The 23,332-nt window shown below is 39.0% G+C and carries 18 protein-coding genes and 3 pseudogenes; all 21 read right to left on the bottom strand.

The features are described 5' to 3' along the window. Positions 1–5: 5 nt before the first annotated feature. Entirely contained in the window at positions 6–278 is a 273-nt protein-coding gene (rnpM, locus tag RCG17_RS21895; RefSeq protein WP_308172173.1) for an RNase P modulator RnpM, read from the bottom strand. Positions 279–295: 17 nt separating this feature from the next. After that, on the bottom strand, positions 296–1,420 hold the full coding sequence (gene nusA, locus RCG17_RS21890) for a transcription termination factor NusA (RefSeq protein WP_308172172.1): 1,125 nt from the start codon (positions 1,418–1,420) through the stop codon (positions 296–298). Positions 1,421–1,457: 37 nt separating this feature from the next. After that, positions 1,458–1,928 (bottom strand): ribosome maturation factor RimP, encoded by a 471-nt coding sequence (rimP, locus tag RCG17_RS21885; RefSeq protein ID WP_308172171.1) that lies wholly within the window; start codon positions 1,926–1,928, stop codon positions 1,458–1,460. Between the two features lie 247 nt (positions 1,929–2,175). Further along, positions 2,176–6,501: pseudogene (locus RCG17_RS21880) on the bottom strand (PolC-type DNA polymerase III). A gap of 148 nt (positions 6,502–6,649) precedes the next feature. Continuing rightward, on the bottom strand, positions 6,650–8,350 hold the full coding sequence (locus RCG17_RS21875) for a proline--tRNA ligase (RefSeq protein ID WP_308172170.1): 1,701 nt from the start codon (positions 8,348–8,350) through the stop codon (positions 6,650–6,652). A gap of 117 nt (positions 8,351–8,467) precedes the next feature. Further along, positions 8,468–9,729, bottom strand: a pseudogene (gene rseP / locus RCG17_RS21870) (RIP metalloprotease RseP). An 18-nt stretch (positions 9,730–9,747) separates the two neighbouring features. Next, the gene (gene dxr, locus RCG17_RS21865; protein ID WP_308172169.1) at positions 9,748–10,890 is read right to left on the bottom strand and encodes a 1-deoxy-D-xylulose-5-phosphate reductoisomerase; all 1,143 of its coding nucleotides are present in this window, start codon (positions 10,888–10,890) and stop codon (positions 9,748–9,750) included. A 79-nt stretch (positions 10,891–10,969) separates the two neighbouring features. Then, positions 10,970–11,758 (bottom strand): phosphatidate cytidylyltransferase, encoded by a 789-nt coding sequence (locus RCG17_RS21860; protein WP_308172168.1) that lies wholly within the window; start codon positions 11,756–11,758, stop codon positions 10,970–10,972. A gap of 97 nt (positions 11,759–11,855) precedes the next feature. Then, complete coding sequence (locus tag RCG17_RS21855) at positions 11,856–12,638, bottom strand: undecaprenyl pyrophosphate synthase (protein ID WP_308172167.1); 783 nt, start codon at positions 12,636–12,638, stop codon at positions 11,856–11,858. 245 nt (positions 12,639–12,883) lie between these two features. Beyond that, positions 12,884–13,441: a ribosome recycling factor gene (gene frr, locus RCG17_RS21850; protein ID WP_308172166.1), complete on the bottom strand. Its 558-nt coding sequence runs from the start codon at positions 13,439–13,441 to the stop codon at positions 12,884–12,886. Further along, positions 13,441–14,166: a UMP kinase gene (gene pyrH, locus RCG17_RS21845; protein WP_308172165.1), complete on the bottom strand. Its 726-nt coding sequence runs from the start codon at positions 14,164–14,166 to the stop codon at positions 13,441–13,443. The genes frr and pyrH overlap by 1 nt, the downstream gene beginning before the upstream one ends. Before the next feature lie 78 nt (positions 14,167–14,244). Then, the gene (gene tsf, locus RCG17_RS21840; RefSeq protein WP_308172164.1) at positions 14,245–15,126 is read right to left on the bottom strand and encodes a translation elongation factor Ts; all 882 of its coding nucleotides are present in this window, start codon (positions 15,124–15,126) and stop codon (positions 14,245–14,247) included. 204 nt (positions 15,127–15,330) lie between these two features. Continuing rightward, on the bottom strand, positions 15,331–16,041 hold the full coding sequence (rpsB, locus tag RCG17_RS21835; RefSeq protein WP_308172163.1) for a 30S ribosomal protein S2: 711 nt from the start codon (positions 16,039–16,041) through the stop codon (positions 15,331–15,333). A gap of 158 nt (positions 16,042–16,199) precedes the next feature. Further along, positions 16,200–16,805, bottom strand: coding sequence for a hypothetical protein (locus RCG17_RS21830; protein WP_308172162.1), 606 nt, complete (start codon positions 16,803–16,805; stop codon positions 16,200–16,202). Between the two features lie 15 nt (positions 16,806–16,820). Next, positions 16,821–17,588 carry a FliA/WhiG family RNA polymerase sigma factor gene (locus tag RCG17_RS21825; protein ID WP_308172161.1) on the bottom strand — a complete coding sequence of 256 codons (768 nt, stop codon included), beginning with the start codon at positions 17,586–17,588 and terminating at the stop codon, positions 16,821–16,823. Between the two features lie 49 nt (positions 17,589–17,637). Further along, positions 17,638–18,134, bottom strand: a pseudogene (locus RCG17_RS21820) (chemotaxis protein CheD). A gap of 2 nt (positions 18,135–18,136) precedes the next feature. After that, on the bottom strand, positions 18,137–18,769 hold the full coding sequence (locus tag RCG17_RS21815; RefSeq protein ID WP_308172160.1) for a chemotaxis protein CheC: 633 nt from the start codon (positions 18,767–18,769) through the stop codon (positions 18,137–18,139). Positions 18,770–18,780: 11 nt separating this feature from the next. Further along, the gene (locus RCG17_RS21810; RefSeq protein ID WP_308172159.1) at positions 18,781–19,236 is read right to left on the bottom strand and encodes a chemotaxis protein CheW; all 456 of its coding nucleotides are present in this window, start codon (positions 19,234–19,236) and stop codon (positions 18,781–18,783) included. Positions 19,237–19,278: 42 nt separating this feature from the next. Beyond that, the gene (locus RCG17_RS21805) at positions 19,279–21,345 is read right to left on the bottom strand and encodes a chemotaxis protein CheW (protein WP_308172158.1); all 2,067 of its coding nucleotides are present in this window, start codon (positions 21,343–21,345) and stop codon (positions 19,279–19,281) included. Between the two features lie 20 nt (positions 21,346–21,365). Further along, the gene (locus RCG17_RS21800) at positions 21,366–22,460 is read right to left on the bottom strand and encodes a protein-glutamate methylesterase/protein-glutamine glutaminase (RefSeq protein WP_308172157.1); all 1,095 of its coding nucleotides are present in this window, start codon (positions 22,458–22,460) and stop codon (positions 21,366–21,368) included. A gap of 10 nt (positions 22,461–22,470) precedes the next feature. Then, positions 22,471–23,331, bottom strand: coding sequence for a MinD/ParA family protein (locus tag RCG17_RS21795; RefSeq protein WP_308172156.1), 861 nt, complete (start codon positions 23,329–23,331; stop codon positions 22,471–22,473). Between the last annotated feature and the right edge of the window lies 1 nt (position 23,332).

Below are 23,332 nucleotides of genomic sequence, written 5' to 3'. Positions count from 1 at the left end.
GACCGTCAATTCTCCTTCTCTATAAGCTCTAGGAGCTCATCGTAAATCTTTTCATCGATTGTTACTTCTAAATGGTTAGATAAGGTGTTTTTTTTCTTGGCTAAAAGAACAGCTTCTCTGTCTTTGGATAGGTACGCACCTCTTCCTGACTTCTTACCAGTTAAATCAATCGATACGTCACCTTCCTTGCTGCGAACGATGCGAACGAGTTCTTTTTTCGGCTTCATTACACCGGTAGCCACACATTTGCGCATAGGAACCTTTTTAGGTTTGTTCACAACATTCACCCCATTTGTTAATCGATTTCTTCTTCCTCTAACTCATGATCAAACACTACATCATCTTCAAAAAGTTTAATGGTTTCTTCACGCGGAAAAATCCCTAATTCACGGGCATCCGTTTCCGATTTAATATCAATCTTCCAGCCAGTTAATTTGGCAGCTAATCGCGCATTTTGACCTCTTTTTCCAATCGCTAATGATAACTGATAATCTGGGACAACGACAGTGGTTGCTTTATCATTTTCATTGACATTAACATCTAATACTTTTGATGGACTTAGAGAATTTGCCACAAAAACCACTGGGTCATCCGACCACTTGACAATATCAATTTTTTCGCCCTTTAATTCGTTCACGACTGCCTGTACCCTAGATCCTTTTGGTCCAACACAAGCCCCAACAGGATCTACCTCAGGATTATCAGAATGAACGGAGATTTTTGAACGGTCACCTGCTTCACGAGATACTGATTTAATTTCAACAGTGCCATCGTAAATCTCAGGAACTTCGATTTCGAATAAGCGTTTTAAAAGGCCAGGATGTGTTCTTGATACAAAAATTTGCGGGCCTTTTGTAGTTTTCTCAACCTTGGTAATAAATACTTTAATCCGATCATGCGGTTTATAGCGTTCATTTGGCATTTGTTCATTAACAGGTAGCAAGGCCTCGATTTTTCCAAGGCTGACATAAATAAATTTAGAATCAAGCCGTTGAACAATACCTGTCATAATATCTTCTTCACGGTCAATAAACTCAGAATAAATAATTCCGCGTTCCGCTTCACGTACACGCTGAGTAACTACTTGTTTAGCCGTTTGTGCAGCAATCCGTCCGAAATTCTTAGGAGTTACTTCCATCTCAACAACATCTTCAACTTGGTAGTTTGGATTGATTTGTTTTGCATCTTCTATTGAAATTTCAAGGCGAGGGTCAAAAACTTGATCAACCACTTCCTTACGAGCAAAAACCCTCATCGATCCTTTTTCAAGATTTAAATCTATTCGAACGTTTTGCGCTTGATTAAAATTACGTCGATAAGCTGATATAAGTGCTGCTTCAATTGCATCCATTAATACATCTCTGGAAATTCCTTTTTCTTTTTCCAGTACATTTAGAGCATCTAAGAGTTCGCTGCTCATAGAATCAAATCCCCCTTAACATCTATTCAAGTCATACTTATGAAAAAATAACCGCCAAACGTGCGCTAGCCACTTTCTCATATGGGACTTCTACCATTTTCTTTCGTGTTTTAATTTTCACTTCAATTGAAACTGTATTACCATCAAAAGCAGTTAAAATTCCTTCAAAGGTTTTTTCGCCATCGATTGGCTCGTATGTTTTCACAAAAACATTCTTTCCAATCGCTTTTTCAAAGTCCTTTTCCCTCTTTAATGGTCTTTCGGCCCCAGGAGAGGATACTTCTAGAAAATAGTTATGGGGTATCGGATCAAGTTCATCCAGTTTTTCGCTGAGTTGTTCACTTACAAGTCCGCATTCTTCAATATCCACACCAGTGTCTTTATCGATATAAACACGAAGAAACCAACTTTTTCCTTCTTTTACATATTCAACTTCAACCAGTTCTAATCCAAGCCCGCTTACGATTGGCTCTGCCAGTTCTTCTACTATTTCTATTACTTTACTCATGCTTAACCTCCTTTTACGAGATTTTTCACCCTTGTTTACGTATGTAACGGGAAGGTTTTTCAATTTGCCATGAGGCTTTTTGAGCAAAATATTTTTAACTGTATCTTATAACAAGACAAAAGAGCGGGTTGCCCCACTCTTGATCACACGAGAGTATTTCTTAGTATTTCCAATAAAACTATACCATAACCGAATAATAGTTGCAAATAAATCATGTCCTATAAGCCTTGACAAGGAGTTAATCAACCTAAAATAGTGATAACTGGTTTTGGTCTGGCAAATCTGCAAGGGCCCCTTGGTTATCCAAGTATTCGATCAGCGTTTTGGAAACTTTACCGCGCTGCTGCAAATCTTCTTTCGATAAAAATTCTCCTTGTTCTCTTGCTTTAACAATATTGACAGCTACGTTCATTCCTAAACCTGGAATCGCATTAAACGGTGGAATTAACGTATTTCCTTCAATAATAAATTCAGTCGCAGCTGATTTGTATAAATTAATTTTTTGGAAAGAATAACCCCTTTCCGTCATTTCAAGTGCAAGCTCAAGAACGGTTAACAAGTTTTTCTCTTTGTTTGAAGCATCAAGACCTTTTGCGTTGATCTCAACAATTTTAGCGCGGATTGCTTCTGAGCCATTCGCCATTGCTTCAACATCGAAATCCTCCGCACGAACCGTAAAATATGCGGTGTAATAAAGGAGAGGATGATGTACTTTAAAGTAAGCGATCCGAACCGCCATTAATACATAGGCAGCGGCGTGAGCTTTCGGGAACATGTACTTGATTTTTTTGCAGGAATCAATATACCATTCTGGTACTTCATTCCTCCTCATTTCCGCTTCCATTTCCTCGGTCAGGCCTTTACCCTTACGGACAGATTCCATAATTTTAAACGCAAACGATGGGTCAAGTCCCTGGTAAATAAGGTAGACCATGATATCGTCACGGCAGCCAATTACTTCACTGAGGTTGCAGATTTTTTGCTGGATTAATTCCTGAGCGTTACCGAGCCATACATCTGTCCCATGTGAAAGCCCAGAAATCTGAACTAATTCGGAAAATGTTGTTGGTTTTGTATCTTCTAACATTTGCCGTACGAATCTGGTACCAAATTCCGGAATCCCTAATGTTCCTGTTTTACACATGATTTGTTCTTCGGTTACACCTAATGATTCCGGACCGCTGAAAATTTTCATAACCTCCGGATCATCGGTCGGAATCGTTTTTGGATCAATTCCACTAAGGTCCTGAAGCATCCTGATCACGGTCGGATCATCGTGTCCGAGTATATCTAGCTTTAACACATTATCATGAATCGAGTGGAAATCAAAATGTGTTGTTCGCCATTCACTTGTGCGGTCATCCGCTGGAAACTGGATCGGCGAGAAATCATAAATATCCATATAATCCGGGATAACAATAATTCCTCCCGGGTGCTGTCCAGTTGTTCTTTTAACCCCTGTACAGCCAGAAGCTAATCGGTCAATTTCGGCATTGCGGTAATGAAGATTGTTATCCTGCTGATAGGCTTTCACATAACCATAGGCCGTTTTATCAGCGACTGTACCGATTGTACCGGCTCGAAATACATTATCACCGCCGAAAAGAACCTTGGTATAATCATGGGCTCGCGGCTGATACTCACCAGAGAAGTTTAAGTCGATATCTGGAACCTTGTCTCCTTTAAAACCAAGGAAGGTTTCAAATGGGATATCATGACCGTCTTTTTTATATTTTGCCCCACAGTTTGGGCAATCTTTATCGGGCAAGTCAAAACCGGAACCAACCGAACCATCGGCAATAAATTCGGAATGCTTACAATTTGGACAAACATAATGCGGCGGTAATGGATTAACTTCCGTAATATCTGACATGGTCGCAACTAAAGAAGATCCGACGGAACCACGTGATCCAACCAGATAACCATCATCCAGAGATTTTTTTACCAGTTTATGAGCAATTAAGTAAATAACTGAGAATCCATTGCTGATAATACTGTTTAATTCTTTTTCAAGTCGTGCTTCAACAATTTCCGGAATCTGTTCCCCATAAATTTTTCGGGCCCTCGTGTAGCTAAGCTCCCGCATCTCTTCCTCTGCGCCTTCGATTTTTGGGGTATACAAATCGTCTCTTACCGGTTTGATTGAATCAACCATATCCGCAATTTTATTTGTATTGGTGATGACAATTTCTTTTGCTTTATCAAAGCCTAAAAATGAAAATTCCTTCAGCATTTCATCTGTTGTCCGGAAATGAACATCTGGCAGCTTATGACGATTTAGCGGATTGGCGCCGCCTTGCGAATTTATTAAAATCTTACGGTAAATTTTATCATTTTCATTTAAATAATGAACATTTCCTGTTGCTACAACTGGTTTCCCAAACTTCTCACCCAGCTTTACAATATTGCCAATAATTTCTTCCAAGTCGTGTTCACTCTTAACAAGTTCCATCTCAATGAGCGGTGCGTAAACAGGCTTTGGCATGACCTCAAGATAATCATAGAATTCAGCCACGTGTTCTACTTCTTCAGGGGATTTTTGCATCATTCCTTCAAAAACTTCCCCTTTGTCACACGCTGACCCAACTAGGATTCCTTCACGGTATCTTTGAAGGACAGACCTAGGGATTCTGGGAACCCGATAAAAATATTCTAAATGAGCAATTGACACAAGCTTAAACATATTCTTAAGACCAACATCGTTTTGGGCAAGCAGCGTACAATGGTATGGACGTGCACGCTGGTAGGCATTACCCTGTCCCATATAATTATTTAATTCATCATGGTATTGGATTCCTTTTTCTTCAAGGGCATCCTTTAACATTTTTATCAATAAATAACCTGTTGCTTCTGTATCGTAAATAGCCCTGTGATGCTGAGTTAAATCGATATCGAATTTTTTTGCTAAAGTATTTAAACGATGGTTTTTCATTTCAGGATAAAGAAAACGGCCTAATTCCAATGTATCAATGACAGGATTTTTGGCTTTTTCATAACCCATTTTTTTATAACCTGCATTTAAGAAGCCCATATCAAACGATGCATTGTGGGCAACCAAGGTACAATCGCCAACCCATTCGGAATACCGTTTTAACACATCTTCAATTTCTGGTGCATCTTTTAGCATATCATCCGTGATGCTGGTTAAATTGATAATGGTTGCGGACAAGCGGCGATGCGGATTGGCAAATGATTCAAAGCGATCAATTATTTCTCCTCCACGCACCTTAACAGCAGCAAGTTCGATAATGACATCATAGTGAGCAGAAAGCCCGGTTGTCTCTACGTCAAAAACAACATATGTTTCTTCTGTTAACAGGCGATGGTCTTCATTGTAGGCAATCGGTACACCATCATCAACCAAATTAGCTTCAATTCCATATAGAATCTTGATATTATTCTTTTCCGGCGCTGAATGCTTCAGGGAATGATTGGGCACCTGCATGGTCTGTCACCGCAATCGCTTTATGCCCCCATTTTGCTGCCTGGGCTACAAGTGAAGCCATCGGTGTAACAGCATCCATTTGGCTCATTGGCGTGTGAAGATGTAGCTCAACCCGTTTTTCATCTTCAGGTGCTGTATCTTTACGACCAGGTGCTTTTATTTCATTAATATCATTACCAATCATAATTAAGTCGCGGACAAAAGTATCATTTTGAATACTTCCTCTAACCTTTACCCACATACCTTTTTTAACTCGTTGGAATTGTGAGGCATCCTCTTTATCACGGGAAAACATTTTGACCATGATGGAGCTCGTATAGTCGGTTACCTTAAAGGTTAATAACGTCCGACCGCTTCTTAGCTCTTTTGTTTCTGCATCAAAGATATAGCCTTCAATGGCAATTCTTCTTCTTCATCAACAATATCAATTAAATTGCGGAAGTCAGAATCATCTTTGATCGTGAGTCCAATTGTAAGCGGACCTTCACTTTCACCAGGAGCTTGTTCTTTTTCGGTTTCCTTCTTCTGCATCTCGATCATTGCAGCCCTTGCCCGTTCCTGGTCTTCTTTTTCCTTAGCCATCAGGAATTGATTTAATTCGTCATTATTCTCTTCTACATTGACCTCTGTCTCAAAGCTAATAAGCGGAAATCCAAAGGCTTGGTATATCTCGGCAATCATTCCTGCATACTTTCGCTTGATTGTCAGCCCTTCTGTCTCATTCCGAACAGAAATGGTTACTTTATTCCCATGAATAGCGGGAATCTGTTCATTAAGGAGCTTAAGCAAGGGCGGAGCAATTCCATCAAGTTGTCGGATCGAAGCATTCCAATAATCAATAAAAATTTGCGGTGAAATTTTTTGGTCCGAAACTTGGATTTGATAAGATATCACTGCAATATTTGAAAATGCTCTTTCTAATAAGGAAGTAAAGCGATTGTATACACGGAAGGGTAAAATCTTTTCAAATAAAAATTGAAAGTGCCACTTTCGTGCTTTCTTTTCAACTGTCAATTTTTCAATTTGTGCATTTTGAAAATGAACGACTTCAGTATCATCCGTCATTTGGATTTGCTGGAGCAAAACCTTGAATAATCGCTCTTTATCGCTAAAGGTGTTTTCGCTCATCGCTCTCTCTCCCATCTATCTAAACAATTCTTTTTCTCTAGTATCATCAAAAAATAATTATAACATATGAAAGGACCTATTCGAGGATTTTCGACAGTTCCATTTTAAGTAAATAGAGGATGATCTTTTTGATCATCCTCCATTCGTTTTAAAGCACTGCTAATAATTCATTTACTTTTTCAAAAAGTTCTTCTTTCCTAACTTCAAACATTTCACCGTTTTTACGAACCTTTACTTCTACGATGCCTTCTGCTGCTTTTTTACCGACAGTGATGCGGATTGGCAATCCGATTAAGTCGGAATCAGCAAATTTTACTCCAGGTCTTTCTTGGCGATCATCGAACAATACTTCATATTTACCGGTTAATTCTTTATAAAGAGATTCAGCCAACTCGGCTTGAGCACCATCCTTCATATTAACTGCAATTAGATGCAATTGATATGGCGCAATATTTACTGGCCAGACAAGTCCTTTGTCGTCATTAAATTGCTCTGCAATGGCAGCTACTGTCCGAGAAACACCAATTCCATAGCAGCCCATAATCATTGGCTTGGCTTTCCCATTCTCATCAAGGTAGGTCGCATTCATCGCTTCACTATAACGAGTTCCCAGTTTAAAGATATGGCCCACTTCAATCCCTTTAGCAAACAAGATCTTCCCTTCACCATCTGGTGATTGATCACCTTCCTGGATAAAACGCAAGTCAGCATACTGACTGACATGAAAGTCCCGCTCAGGATTAACATTTAGAAAATGGTAGTGCTCTTCATTTGCCCCGCAAACCCCATTTACAATTACTTTCACAGCATTGTCAGCAACGATGTCCACATTCTTTACACCTATTGGACCAAGTGAGCCAATCGTGCAGCCCAAGATCTCTGCTGTTTCTGTTGGAGATGCTAATTCAACAACCCCTGCTTCAAACAAGTTTTTAAGTTTGATATCATTTACTTCGTGGTCACCGCGAACTAATACTAGCACATACTTATCATCAACTTTAAATAGCAAGGATTTAATTATTTGATCTGCGTTCAGTTGAAGGAAAGATGAAACTTCTCCAATTGTTTTTTGATTTTCCGTTAGTACCTTCTCAAGCTTCAATGCTTGCTTGTCAGCTTTTTGATATTCTACATTGACCGGTGCCATCTCAATATTGGCTGCATAATTAGACGTATCCGAATAGGCAATTGTATCTTCACCAATCTCGGATAAGACCATAAATTCATGTGTATCCTTACCGCCCATTGCACCCGAATCGGCGATAACCGCACGGAAGTTCAATCCGCATCTTCTAAAGACATTTGAATAGGCTTCATATAAATCTTGATAAACTTTATCCAGACTTTCTTGACTAGAGTGGAACGAGTAACCATCCTTCATCACAAATTCACGGCCACGTAAAAGCCCAAAGCGAGGACGCTTTTCATCTCTAAATTTGGTTTGGATTTGGTATAAGCTTAAAGGTAATCTTTTATAAGATTTTACTTCATCACGAACAAGGCTGGTAATGACTTCCTCATGTGTTGCACCTAGTGCAAACTCGCGATCATGTCGGTCCTTTAATCGCATTAACTCTGGTCCATATGTATACCAACGGCCTGACTCCTGCCATAATTCTGCAGCTTGAAGTGCTGGCATTAATAATTCAACTGCTCCAGTAAGGTCCATTTCTTCACGGACAATGTTTTCTACTTTTTGCAAAACTCTTTTGCCAAGCGGCATGTAGCTATAAACACCACTGGCATTTTGGCGGATAAACCCTGCTTTAAGAAGAAGCTGATGGCTTCTTGTATCGGCATCTGCAGGTATTTCCCTTAGTGTGGGAATCAGCGTCATTGACTGTTTCATTCGTTATTGCACCTCATTTGGATATACTTCTATATTTATATTTATAATGGAAAACCCCCGTTTTCGCAACAGGGGCTTTATTTGTTTGTTGATTTACGCTCCGATCAACAATGTGCTTTATCTTAGGAAATATCTCTGAATGTCGTTCCATGTAACAACAAGCATTAACAGCATGAGAAGAGCGAAACCAATAAAATGGACCATGCCTTCCTTTTGTTTGTCAATTGGTTTTCCTCTTAATCCTTCGATGGCGAAAAACATCAATCTGCCGCCATCCAATGCAGGTATTGGTAAGAGATTCATAATTCCAAGGTTAATACTTAGAACCCCAGCCCATTTCATTAGGTAATAAATACCCGATTTTGCTACTGTGTCAGTAGAAGCATATATTCCAACCGGACCGAAAGCATATTAATCGAGAATTTACCTGTGACTAATTTTTCTAGTGAAATAAAAATTTGTGCTGTCCAAAAATAGGTCTCTTGAAAACCAGTTTTTACAGCCTGAACAGGCGATTTTGCTACCGGGCTGTAGACACCAATTAGTCCGATTGTTTCACCCTCAACTTTTTTCTCGACTGGTGTAACGGCAATGTCCATATCCTTGCCATTTCGGCTGATGGTAAAATCAAGTTTCTTATTTGGGTTTTTCCGAATAACTTCAACAACATCTGACCAGCTAGAAATTTCTGAGCCATTAATACTTTGTACAATATCACCTTGCATTAGACCGGCTGCTTTTGCAGCTCCGTCTGGCGTAATCTCTCCAAGCTTTGGATCGTTGGTTGGTACCCCTTGCAAAAGGGCAATGATGATAAATAAAACAAGGGCTAATACAAAATTCATCATTGGACCAGCAAAAATAGTCATTGTTCTTTGTGCCAATGTCTTGTGACCAAATTGACGGTCGATCGGCGCTATTTGTGTTTCAGCTCCATTTTCAACAATAACTGCTGTCGGCTGAACGACAAAGGTTTTTATTTCGTCCGAATCATCTTCTGGAAAACCTTTTATGAACAAATCCTTTTCAATATCGGCCTGTTCTACTTCGACTATTCGGCAATTGGGATATTTTTCTTTATTATTTAGGATAATTTTGGTTACCTTGTCTTCATTGTCAAATAAAAGTCCAATCCGATACCCTGGCTTAATCTCAACAACTTCCGGGTCTTCTCCTGCCATTCGGACATAACCGCCAATAGGCAATAACCGAATATTGTAGGTGGTTTCTCCTTTTTTATGAGAAAACACTTTAGGTCCAAATCCTATTGCGAACTCGCGGCAAAGAATGCCCGCTCTTTTTGCAAAAAAGAAATGACCCCATTCATGAAAGAAAACGAGTGCTCCAAAGATTACAATAAAGGCAATAACTGTACTCAAAATATATAACCACCTTTTTTATAGAAGTGAATAAACAAACTGTCTCGTTTCTTTATCAACCTCTTGGATGAGAGCAAGGCCGGGATTTTCTATGGTTTGATGCTTCTCGAGTGCCTTTTCAACAAGATCTTCAATTTGCAGGAAGCGAATTTTGCCCTGCAAAAAAGCAGCTGATGCTATTTCATTAGCAGCATTTAAAACAGTTGGCATTGTTCCGCCTATTCTGCCTGCTTCATAGGCAAGTTTTAGACAGCGAAACCTTTCAAAATCCATTTCCTTAAAGTGTAGCATTCCAACTTCAGCCAAGTTCAGCCGTTTAGCTGAAGCTAATGGCAAGCGATCGGGAAAGGTAAGGGCAAATTGGATTGGCACCCTCATATCCGGAGATCCTAATTGAGCAATAATACTGCTATCGTGAAACTCCACCATTGAATGAATAATACTTTCTTTATGCAGCAGGACATCGATTTTTTCATATGGTAGATTAAAAAGCCAATGTGCTTCGATTACTTCCAATCCCTTGTTCATCATTGTCGCCGAATCAATTGTTATTTTTGCACCCATTGACCAATTCGGATGATTTAATGCTTCCTCAACCGTCACATTTTCAAGCTGGTCACGTGTACGGTCCCGAAAACTTCCTCCCGATGCTGTAATAATAAGGCGCTCAATATTTTTCATTTTCTCGCCCTGCAAGGCCTGAAAAATGGCTGAATGCTCGCTATCAACAGGGAGAAGTGGAACGTTATTTCTTTTAGCGGCATCGATCACAAGATGTCCTGCTGTTACCAACGTTTCTTTATTGGCGATCGCAATCGTTTTGCCTTCCTCAATTGCTTGTAATGTTGGGTTCAGCCCAACACTTCCAAGGACAGCATTAACAAGAACATTTGCTGACTTGTATACAGCTACCTCTATCAATCCCTGTTCTCCATAAGTAAACCTTGTTCCAGGAAATTCTGCTTTTAGTGTATCAGATATGCTCTTTTCTTGAACAGAAACTAGCTCTGGCTGAAAGTCTTTAACAATTTTTCGTGTTAATTCTATGTTTTTTCCAACTGACATTGCCACTAATTTAAACTCGGCAGAATGTTCTTTGATGATATCTAAAGTTTGCGTGCCAATGGAGCCTGTGGCACCCAATAAACTAATATATTTCAATCTATTTCATCTCCATAAGAAAAGCGTAAGCTCACTTTTAGCGAAGTACACTAACCGCTAGACACTGAAAAAGTTTTGTTTAAATAATATGAAAAAAATGCAATAAAGGCCAAACAAATAATAAGCTGTCAAAACGGTCAAGAATCCCGCCGTGTCCCGGTAATATCTTACCTGAATCCTTCACATTAAAATGGCGTTTAAATGCTGATTCAACCAAATCACCCAGTTGACCAAATGCCGAAAGAATAATGGTAGTTCCGAGCAGCCACCACAGGGTTACATGAATATTTGTAAAAAAAACAAACAACGCAGCAATGATCATTGCACAGATAATCCCGCCAATTGAACCTTCGACAGTTTTATTTGGACTAATGTCCGGCCAGAGTTTTGTCTTGCCCATTGATTTTCCAATAAAATACGCACCCGAATCAGTAGCCCATATCATAAACAACGAATAAAAAATATAGACAAGGCCTGCTTGGCGGGTTTCCACAAAGAAATAAAAACCTATTCCTACATAAACAACCGCCAATACGGAAAACGCAGCATCATCAAATGTATAGCGATTTTTCGTAATAACTGTATAAGTTAAAAGCAACAAGATAATCGCAATACTTATTTCCATTTTCGAATAATGAATTTCAGCTAAAATATTTTCATATTGACTTGGTAATAGAATAACCCAAAGCAATAAAAATGAAAGCAATCCAGAGATTGAAAAATTGTTCAACTTGCGCATTTTTAATAATTCATATAAACCAATGGTTGCAAGCAGATACGATAGTAAAACGACTGGAAAGCCTCCATAAAAAACGATTGGCAAGAATAGAGCTGCTGCTACGATTGCTGTTGTAATTCTTGTCTTCACTATTATTCAACACCTTTTTAAACGTTCTTTTGCTAAAAACCCCTAAATGTGGTATCGCAAAAGGAACCCAATACACAGCACCAAACAAGATTTTAGTTTAGCCTTTCACACCGCCAAAACGCCTCTGTCGTTTTTGGAATGCTTCGACTGCTTCAATTAAGTGTTCATCACTAAAATCAGGCCATAATACTTCTGTAAACCAAAATTCAGTATAAGCCAACTGCCATAACATAAAGTTGCTTAACCGAATCTCTCCACTTGTGCGGATTAATAGGTCTGGGTCAGCCAATTTCGAAGTCATTAAATACGAAGAAAAAAGACTCTCGTCTAATTCACTCTCATTCATTATACCACTTTTACAATCTTTTAAGACGTGCTTGACTGCGTCAATAATCTCCGCTCTACTTCCATAATTAAGGGCAAAATTTAAAATGAGGCCGTCATTGCCTTTCGTGTCCTCTATCGCTTTTTCAATGGCATGAAGTGTATGTAAAGGTAGCTGATCTTTATATCCGATCATTTTGACTTGTACATTTTCCTCAACTAATTCTGGAAGAAAGGTCCCTAAAAATTCCTCTGGCAGCTTCATGAGATAATCTACTTCCATTTTTGGCCTTTTCCAGTTTTCTGTAGAAAAAGCATATAATGTCAGAACTTTAATCCCAAGTTGGTTTGCCAGCTTTGTTGTATTGCGGACTACTTTCATTCCCTCGTGATGCCCGGCAATTCGGGGTAACGCTCTCTTTTTTGCCCATCTGCCATTTCCATCCATAATAATGGCTACATGTTCTGGAATGGCAGCTTTTTTGATTTGTTCTATTCTGTCTCGGAGTGGGGAAGAGGGATTTGGTTTCTTCCAAAGCTTTATTCTATTTAACATAACAGTGCTCCTCCAGTAATGTTCATTTCTTCCTCCGAAAAAAGATTACTTGCCCGATTATAGAATGTAAATAATTTTCACATGAGACTATCATACCAAAAAAGAAAAAAGATATCTCTATTAATTAACTTATGTATGACAAATTAAGAAAAGAATTAGTAAACTCGCCGTTTGACAATCCCTCAGGGAAAGTTCATGACGGAAATTGTAAAAAGAGAAAAAACCCCCTAAAAAGAGGGTCTGCATTAAACTTCCATTAGTTCTTTTTCTTTATCTTTTGTTATTTGATCAATTTTAGCTATATGTTCGTCTGTTACTTTTTGGATGTCATCAGAATAGCCTCTTAAAGCATCCTCTGTAATTTCACCGTTTTTTTCGAGTTTTTTAAGATCGTCATTCCCGTCACGACGAATGTTACGAATGGCTACCTTTGCTTCTTCTGATTCTTTTTTGATAACTTTAACAAGTTCCTTACGGCGTTCCTCTGTTAATTGAGGAATCGAAATCCGAATAATGGAACCATCATTTGATGGATTCAACCCAAGATCAGATTTTAGAATCGCCTTTTCAATATCACCAAGAATCGATTTATCGTATGGCTGAATCACGAGCAGGCGAGCTTCCGGAGTACTAATCCCTGCTAGTTGGTTTACCGGAGTAGGGGCACCATAATAATCAAGCGTAACTCTGTCTAGCAATGAGGCACTTGCTTTACCTGCTCGAATCGTTGCGAGCTCACGAGTAAAGGCTTGGATCGCTTTTTTCATTTTTTCTTTTGTATTGGCAATCACTTGCTTTGGCATTACTTTTTCCCCCTTACAATTGTTCCAATTTTTTCACCAAGAACGGCCCGCTTAATATTGCCTTGCTCCATAATAGAGAATACAATAAGCGGAATATCATTATCCATACAAAGTGATGAAGCAGTTGAATCCATAACCGCCAATCCTTCTTTGATAACATCAAGATATGAAAGTTGATCATATTTGGTTGCATTACTGTCAAGGCGAGGGTCAGCAGAGTATACACCGTCAACATTATTTTTTGCCATTAAAATAACGTCCGCTTCAATTTCAGCCGCTCTTAATGCAGCAGTTGTATCCGTTGAGAAATAAGGATTTCCGGTACCTGCAGCAAAAATAATAACACGTTTTTTCTCTAGATGGCGGATCGCTCTTCGTCTAATATATGGCTCCGCAACCTGACGCATCTCAATAGAGGTTTGAACACGAGTTTCAATCCCTAATTGCTCAAGACTGTCCTGCATGGCTAATGAATTCATTACAGTTGCAAGCATACCCATATAATCCGCAGTGGCTCTGTCCATCCCCATTTCGCTGCCAGTTTTCCCACGCCAGATATTTCCGCCTCCAACAACAACAGCAACTTCTACACCTAGCTCGGCTATTTCTTTAACTTGACCTGCTATGGATTTAATTACTGCAGGATTAATCCCAAAGCTTGATTCTCCTGCAAGTGCTTCTCCACTTAATTTTAATACAACGCGTTTGTATTTAGGGCTGCTCATAAGAACCTCCATATGTAATTTCTTTAAAAATAGGGAACACGATGTGTTCCCCATGTTTGCTTATTACAATGCAATTTATTATTTTTTGATTTGATTCATAACTTCTTCCGCAAAGTTTTCTTCACGCTTTTCTAATCCTTCGCCAACTTCATAGCGAACGAACTCACGAATCTTAGCACCTTTAGATTCAACGAATTGACGAACCTTTTGGTCAGGGTTTTTAACGAATGCCTGGTCAAGCACACATACATCTTCGAAATATTTTCCTAAACGACCTTCAACCATTTTAGCAACAATCTTTTCAGGTTTACCTTCATTAAGAGCTTGTTGAGTCAATACTTGACGCTCATGTTCAACTTCTTCTTGTGAAACTTGATCACGTGAAACGTATTTAGGATTTAATGCAGCGATATGCATAGATACATCTTTTGCAGCATCGGCATCTATTGTACCTTCGAGAACAGTTAAGACAGAGATGCGGCCGCCCATGTGTAAGTATGCACCAAATGCATCATTATCAGTTTTTGATAGTACAGTGAAACGGCGAAGGGAAAGTTTCTCACCGATTTTTGCAATTGCAGCGTTGATATGATCTGCAACAGTTGTGCCATTTTCCATTGTTTGAGCCAATGCTGCATCAACGTCAGTTGGTTTGTTTTTCAATAGATGCTGTGCCAATTCTTTAACAAGTGTTTGGAAGCCTTCATTTTTAGCAACGAAGTCTGTCTCAGAGTTTACTTCAAGAATAACAGCGTCATTACCTTCTGTTTGAATGTTAGTGATTCCTTCTGCAGCAATACGGTCTGATTTTTTCGCAGCTTTTGCAATACCTTTTTCACGAAGGAAATCAATCGCTTTGTCCATATCACCATCAGTTTCTTGCAAGGCCTTTTTACAATCCATCATTCCAGCACCAGTTTTTTCACGTAGTTCTTTTACCATTTGGGCAGTAATTGCCATAATTACACATCCTCCTTTTAATTGTCCAGCGCAAGCGGCCCAGCGACTAGTGGACTTCGCTAACCAGGCTTCCACTTTTCCAAGTTCCTATGTATTCTACACCATATCTTTGCCAAAATAAGCTAATCTAAACAATCTTTAAAAAAAGGTGATAAAGGGTGTTCCCTCTTATCACCTTTTTATGTGTTTCTAGCAGAATATCCCTTATTGAGCAGCTACTTCTGCAACTTCTTCGCCTTGTTTCGCTTCTAAAATAGCATCTGCCATTTTACCTGTTAATAATTTAACAGCACGAATTGCATCGTCGTTTGCAGGAATAACAACATCGATTTCATCTGGATCGCAGTTTGTATCAACAATACCTACGATTGGAATGTTCAATTTATGAGCTTCAGCAACAGCGATGCGCTCTTTGCGAGGGTCAACAATGAAAAGAGCATCTGGAAGCTTTTTCATATCTTTAATTCCGCCTAGGAATTTCTCAAGACGTTCTTGTTCTTTCCTTAATTGAACAACTTCTTTTTTAGGAAGTACTTCAAAAGTTCCATCTTCAGCCATTCTTTCGATATCTTTAAGACGGCCGATACGCTTTTGAATGGTTTCAAAGTTTGTTAAAGTTCCACCTAACCAGCGGTGGTTTACATAGTACATACCAGAACGAATAGCTTCTTCTTTAACTGAGTCTTGAGCTTGCTTCTTTGTACCAACGAAAAGCATTGTACCACCGTTAGCAGAAAGTTCTTTTACCCAATTGTATGCTTCTTCAACCTTTTTAACAGTTTTTTGAAGGTCGATGATGTAGATGCCGTTACGCTCAGTGAAGATATATTTCTTCATCTTAGGGTTCCAGCGGCGTGTTTGGTGTCCAAAGTGTACACCAGCTTCAAGCAATTGCTTCATAGAAATAACTGACATTTTGTTTCCTCCTAGGTTTGTTTTCCTCCGCTCATCTCACTTTTGACAGAAACTGTTTACCAACAGCACCTACTGTTCAAATCCATGAGCGTGTGTTTTTAACACCATCAAATAATATAGCATATTGAACATTAACATTCAAGTGAATATTTATCATTCTAACCAAATTTCAGTAATAGCTCGATCTCAGTTTTTCCCTTGTTTAACTTTTTGGCAATATCATCAATCGTAAAACCTTGGTTCAAGAGGATCTTAACCTGATTGATTAATAAATTTCTGTATATTTCCTCATTATCGATGTCAGAATGCTGCTCAGTTTGATTTTCCGCCTGTTTTGCAGTTTCTTTTCCTGTTGCCGGACTCTCTTCTTGGTCGGCAATGGTCTTTTGATAGACCTTAACTGCTTGCTTTTTAAAACTTCTGGCCGCTGCTACTTCCCAATCCTTTGTATTTAATTCATCAGTGGGAGCAGAAACGGGACTGTCAGGTAAATCTTTTTTTTGTTCTGAATGTAATATATGGCCTGTTGGATTTTCACTCTGAAGCGGTGTCTTTTGTAATTGTTGAAATCGTTTAATAAATTCTTCGTTTTCTTCTTTCATTTCAAAAAGAAAAGCTGATATCTCATTTTCAATTTCTTTTTTAAGGCTTTCTTGTGATTTCTCAACCTCTAGTAAGCGGTTTTGTCTTGAATATAAAATAAAAATAAAATAGATAGAAATTCCATTTAAAAGGAGGCTGATGGTTAATAAGAATGTGGTCATGTTTTCCTTCTTTTCTTAATGAATGATTTTTTCTAATGAATGCCGAAGCTTAAAAAGGGCTTTTGAATGAATTTGTGAAATTCTTGAAGTTGATAGATTTAACACTTTTCCAATTTCGGTTAATGTTAACTCCTCTTGGTAAAAGAGACTGATAATTAATTGCTCTTTTTCTGATAGGTCTTCGATGGTAGCAGCAAGTTCATTCATCAACTCTTGTTTAACAACTGCTTCTTCTGGTATTTCTGCCTTTTTATCTCTTAAAGTAAAGATATGGTTCTCTTTTTCGTCCGTTTCTAATGGCTGTTCATCCATTGATAAGATATTGGCAAAAAACTGTTCATTCATGGTTGTATATACTTCATCTTCGGTCATGTTTAATTCCCCTGCAATTTCTGAAATACTGACCTGCCCCATCTTTTGCTGTTCGAGTTTTTCAATTGCTGCATCAACTTTTTTCGCTTTATCTCTCGTATTCCTAGGCAGCCAATCTTCTTTTCTTAAACCATCTAAAATTGCCCCTCTTATTCGGAAAGATGCATATGTATCGAATTTCAAATCTCTTGATTGGTCAAATTTCTCGAGTGCATCATATAGTCCTAACATGCCAGAGCTGCGCAATTCTTCTCTGGAAACACTTTTTGGTAAACTGACTGAAATTCGTTGTACATGGTAGGATACAAGCGGCAAATATTTTTTCATTAGATAATTTCCTGAATCAGAATCTCGGGAATTCATCCATTTTTGCCAGTTTAATTGTTCTTCCGATGTAGCTGCCACTGCCATAGTAGTTTACCTCCCTGCATATCAAAGTCATCCTGGTAAAAGCCGAAACCTATATTTGTTTTGTTCCTTGATGGATTGTTTTTATGAATAATAACCCCTGGCTTGGATCAAATTCAATGGTCCTGCCGCTATTTCCGCCGATGTCTTCACTTATTAATGGAATCTTGAGACGTTCTAATTCTCTTTTTATGGCATCCACATTTCTTGGCCCGATCCGCATCATTTCATTATTTGTCGCAAATTGAAACATTTGTGCTCCCCCGGCCATTTTGGCTTTTAGGGTAAATCTTCTTGCTCCAAATGTAAGCAACTTGGAAACAAGCACTTCTACTGCGGTATCAGCGTATTTTGCAGGATTAAATTCAGTTACTTTTGATAACGAGGATTCTGGCAGCATCACATGGGCAAGGCCAGCAATTTTTTTATCAAAATCATAAATAACAAGACCAACACAGGATCCTAACCGGAGGTCCGAATCCGATCGGGAGCTTTTACAAACCGCATATCGGCAATGCCAACTTTTTCAACATATATTTCATCCGACATTTTTAGCTTACTCCTAATATTGTAAATAGGGTTTGAAACGAATCAGGATCCGGTAATAAAAAGAAGTGACCCCGAACGCTTTTTGTCGTGAATGCATCCTCATCATTTATCGCTGTATCGATGACAATAACATGATCACTGACTTGGGATTGTTCAATTAAGCCGAAACTGATAATGGCCCCAACCATATCAATTCCGAGTGCCGGCACGGACGGATGTAACGAAAGGTTTGTGAAATCTGCGAGTGCTGTTAAGTAAGAACCACATAAAATATTTCCTAACTCTTGCAGGGCTGAAAGGCCCAACTCATTATAAGGTGGTTCTGATAAAGAATACTGAGGGTCACCAATCATTTTCCCAATAAAATGTGCCGCATCATCAAGGGGAAGGATGAAAAACATGCTCCCTGGAATATCACCTTCAATGCGTAAAAAAACGCTGGCTACGATCTGTTCCGAACCGCCCGCCAATTCGACCATTTCATCGAAACTGACAATTTCAACTTTCGGAACATTCATTTGGATTTTTTTATTTAACAGCTGGGAAAGAGCGGTCGCAGCGTGACCTGCCCCAATATTTCCAATCTCCTTTAAAAAATCAAGATGTAAGGAGGAAATTTGATCTTCAAATGCCATCGCCTTTTACCCTAATATCCTTCCAGTTTTATTTCATTAAGCACTTTTTCCAGATCTAGTAAAATCAATAATCGCTTTCCTATTTTAACTACACCTTTTATATATTCTGCCTCCGTTCCGCTAACGATTTCAGGAGGGGGGTCAATTGAATCCTCCTTAATATCCATAACGTCGTTAGCTGCATCGACAATTAATCCTACTTCAATATCCTCTAGTACGGCAATAATGATTCTTGTATGGTCATGATAGTCGATTTGGTCCAAGCCAAAGCGAATTCTAAGGTCAACAATTGGTGTTACCACACCGCGGAGATTAATGACACCTTTTATAAAGGGTGCAGTTCTCGGTACCCTTGTAATATGCTGAATTTTTTCAATTGAGCGGACCTGTTCCACAGGAATTGCATATTCTTTTTCGTTTAATTGGAAGACAATGATTTTAAGTTCAGAATTCAAGCGTTCCCCCATACCGTTCACTCCTCGATTACAACTTTTCCTCTAATATTTTTGCTATTTTATGAGTGCATTGCAGTCTATGATTAGCGCAACTTGGCCGTCTCCCAGAATCGTTGCTCCAGAAATGGCATATACATTAGTTAAGTAGTTGCCGAGTGATTTAAGCACAATTTCCTGCTGACCGATGAAAGAATCAACAACAAGCCCTGCGAGACGGTCACCTTTTCTAACCATCACTACGGAGTAAAAACTTGCAGTGTCATCAGTGACAGGAACTTGAAAAATATCCTTTAAGAAAAGAAGCGGAACCACTTTTCCACGGAAGTCAATCACCTTTTGACTATGGGCACTCAAAATATCTGCCTTTTTAACGATCGCTGTTTCTATTATAGAAGAAAGTGGGATTGCAAATTTTTCCTCCTGGATACCAACAAGCATCGCCGAAATAATTGACAATGTTAATGGCAGTTGTATCGAAAAAATCGAACCTTTTCCCAATACAGAATCTACTGTGACTGTCCCCCCAAGGGATTCAATCGTATTTTTAACGACATCAAGTCCGACACCACGGCCAGATATATCTGATATTTTTTCAGCGGTTGAAAATCCTGAGGCAAAAATTAATTCATAAACCTGTTTGTTCGTAAGTTCGGCGGCTGCTTGAGCAGAAATGATTTTATTCTTAATCGCTTTTTCAAGAACTTTTTCACGGTTAATTCCTGCGCCATCATCTTCAATTTCAATAAAGACATGGTTCCCGCTGTGATATGCCTTAAGAAGAACATTCCCCTCTTCTGGTTTTCCACAAGATGTGCGAACATCAGGTGTTTCGACTCCATGGTCAAGCGCATTGCGGATTAAATGAACGAGCGGATCACCAATTTCATCGATAACAGTTCGGTCTAATTCAGTTTCAGCACCAACAATTTCAAGATTAATTTTTTTATTCAGATCCCTTGCCAATTGCCGCACCATTCGAGGAAAACGATTAAACACTGTTTCTACTGGAACCATTCTCATGTTTAGAATGATATTCTGTAAATCTCCAGAGATCCTTGACATTCTTTCAACAGTTTCCTGCAGTTCCTGATTGTTTAAATCTTGTGAAATTTGCTCGAGCCTTCCACGGTCAATGACCAGCTCTTCAAATAAATTCATTAAAATATCAAGTCTTTCAATATTGACCCGTATCGTTTTATTACCGACACTTGCTTTTGTGGCAGCAGGTTTCTTGTCTGCCGAATTTTCAACAGGCTGCAGATGCTCCTCAAGATGCTCATCATTCGTCTCTTGCTGCTCGACATTTAATTCTTTGGGCACTTTTTCATCCTTTTTGGGAATAGCCCGCTCAATATCCTCAGGTAAAAGTAACTTCGCTTCTACCTTTTCAACTTCAGATACATTCATGATTTTCTGAACCACTTTTGCTTCTTCTTCCATTGAAACTATAGTGACCATAAATTGTTGATCAAATTTTTCTTCCTCAAGCTGTTCGACAGTCGGGTTACTTTTAATCACTTCACCAAGAGACTCCAGCACTTCAAAAATCATGTAGACCCTGGCACCTTTTAATAAACAATCTTCTCTTAACGTCACAGTAATTTCGTATGTATGAAAGCCCTGTTCGCTTGATTGCAGCAAGATGGTGTATTCGTATTCATCATATAAATTTGCTGCTCCAGGTTGAGTTACTGTTTCAACAGAGGCAGCCTCTTTCTTCTCAGCAATAGAAATCGGACTCTCGCCTTTTTCAATGAGCTTTAACTTTTGAATCACTTCAGAAACATCACATTTCCCATCTCCACCTTCTGAAATGGAGACAATCATTTCCTCTAAGTGTTCAGTTGCCAAAAAAACAATATCCAATAATTCAGGCTTTACCGATAGCTTTTTTTGACGAATAGCATCAAGGATATTTTCCATTTGGTGTGTCAGGCTGGCTAAATCCTCATATCCCATCGTGGCAGACATCCCTTTTAACGTATGGGCTGAACGGAAAATTTCATTAACTATCGTCAAATCTTCTGGTTTTTTTTCCAATTCTAACAAATGCTCATTACAAGCCTGCAAATGCTCTTTACTTTCTTCAATGAAGACTTCTAAATATTGACTCATATCCATGCGCCAATCACCCCTCGACATTAAACATATTTGAGAATCGTTTCTGCGATTGTCTCAACATTCTGCACTTCGTCAATTAAATGTGTTGAAATGGCTGCTTTTGGCATTCCAAAGACAATCGATGTTTCCTCAGACTCTGCAATCGCTTTGAGTTTACCTGACTGATGCAGAAAGTTCAGTCCCTCCATTCCATCAGTTCCCATTCCCGTCATAATCACGGCAATTTTTGCATACTCGGGGATTTGGCTGACAGATTCAAACATTAGGTCCACAGATGGCCTCAGCCCATTTCTCATTCCTGACTGGTCAAGATTAACCGCCAAATGGTCCCCCATTCTTTTTACCTTTAGATGGTATCCACCTGGGGCAATATAGGCAGTTCCGTTTACAAGTACTTCTCCATCCTCTGCTTCTTTCACCGTAAGCTTTGATAGAGAGTTTAGCCTGCTTGCAAGCGACTTTGTAAAACCAGCAGGCATATGCTGGACAATTAAAATCGGTGCTGGCATTAAGGCTGGAAGCTTGCTTAAAACAGCTTGTAAGGCTCTTGGCCCTCCAGTTGAAGTTCCAATACAAACGATTTTCTTCGCTGATTTTTCCCATAATGTATCCTGATGTTTTATGCTTGGTATATATAGTTCTATTTTACTACTTTTTTGGTTATTAGTGGGAAAAAGATTCTTCCCTTGTTGAATTCTTGTCAGACTTGAAAGATTTGCTTTACTTGCAGCCAAGACTTTCGCAATGATTTCATCACTGATTTTTTCAAGATCTAATGAAATGGTGCCTGACGGCTTGGCAATAAAATCGACAGCACCATTTTGAATCGCTAAAAATGTGTTTTCTGCCCCTTCAGTCGTTGTACTTGAAAGCATGACAATCGGAACAGGCGATTCCTTCATGATCTTTTTTAAGGCATCAATCCCATTTATAACTGGCATTTCGATATCCATGGTCACAACATCTGGTTTTAACCTCTTGGTTTTCTCAATGGCATCTTTCCCATTCCTGGCTGTCCCAGCAATTTCAATTCTGCCTGAAGTTAATAGAATTTCCTGGATCAGCTTGCGCATAAATGCCGAATCATCCGCAACAAGTACTCTTATTTTCTCCATTAGGATCTCCTTACCTTTCAAACAGAAATTTCTTTAACCGCGATACAAAAGAAGAGGATTGCTGGACTGGAATTTGCTTTGCCCCTTCAAGATAACGGTTCACAAGTTCGTCCAACGCAAGCGATGCCTTTGACTTTGGATTAAACATAGTAAACGGAATTTGCCTTGAGACAGCCTGTTGAACGGAGCGATCATCTGGCAGGATTCCTAGAGATACCGGGTCAAAATCTAAGAATTTTTTAACAACATCAGTCAGTCTTTTTAACGTTGCTGTACCATCTTGATGGGATTGTGTACGATTTGCGACAATTTGAAATGGAAGTTTTTCATCTAAAACATGTAAATACTTTATGATCGCATAGGCATCCATCAACGCAGTAGGTTCCGGTGTAGTAATCACAAAAATTTCATGAACCGATAAAAGAAATTTTAATGAGGATTCATTTATTCCTGCCCCCATATCAAAAATGAGATAATCATATTCTTCCAGAAATGCATCGAGTTCATTTGTAAGTGTTCCAAGGCGCTCCAGATTCACTAGCTGATTTAAACCAGTGCCTCCGCCTATATACTTAACCCCTTCCGGACCCTCCAAAATAATATCAGCTAGTTTAGAATCCCCTGTTAAATAATCCACAATCGTTTTTTCAGAAGACCTGCCCATTAATATATCTAAATTGCCCATCCCGACATCCATATCAAACAAAAGTACACTATATCCACGTTTGGAAAGAGAAATGGAAAAATTCAACGAGAAATTGGATTTGCCAACCCCGCCTTTGCCACTTACAACAGCAACTGCCTTTGTCTTAGGCTTTAATCCATGTCTTCTTCTAAGTTTCTTTCGTAAAATTTCCGCCTGATCTTTCATG

It is taken from the genome of Neobacillus sp. PS3-12, from assembly GCF_030915385.1.
In the GTDB taxonomy this organism is placed as follows: Bacteria; Bacillota; Bacilli; order Bacillales; family Cytobacillaceae; genus JAEVLT01.
The sequence above is the reverse complement of the archived record's forward strand: the minus strand, read 5'-3'. Positions and strand labels throughout refer to the sequence as shown.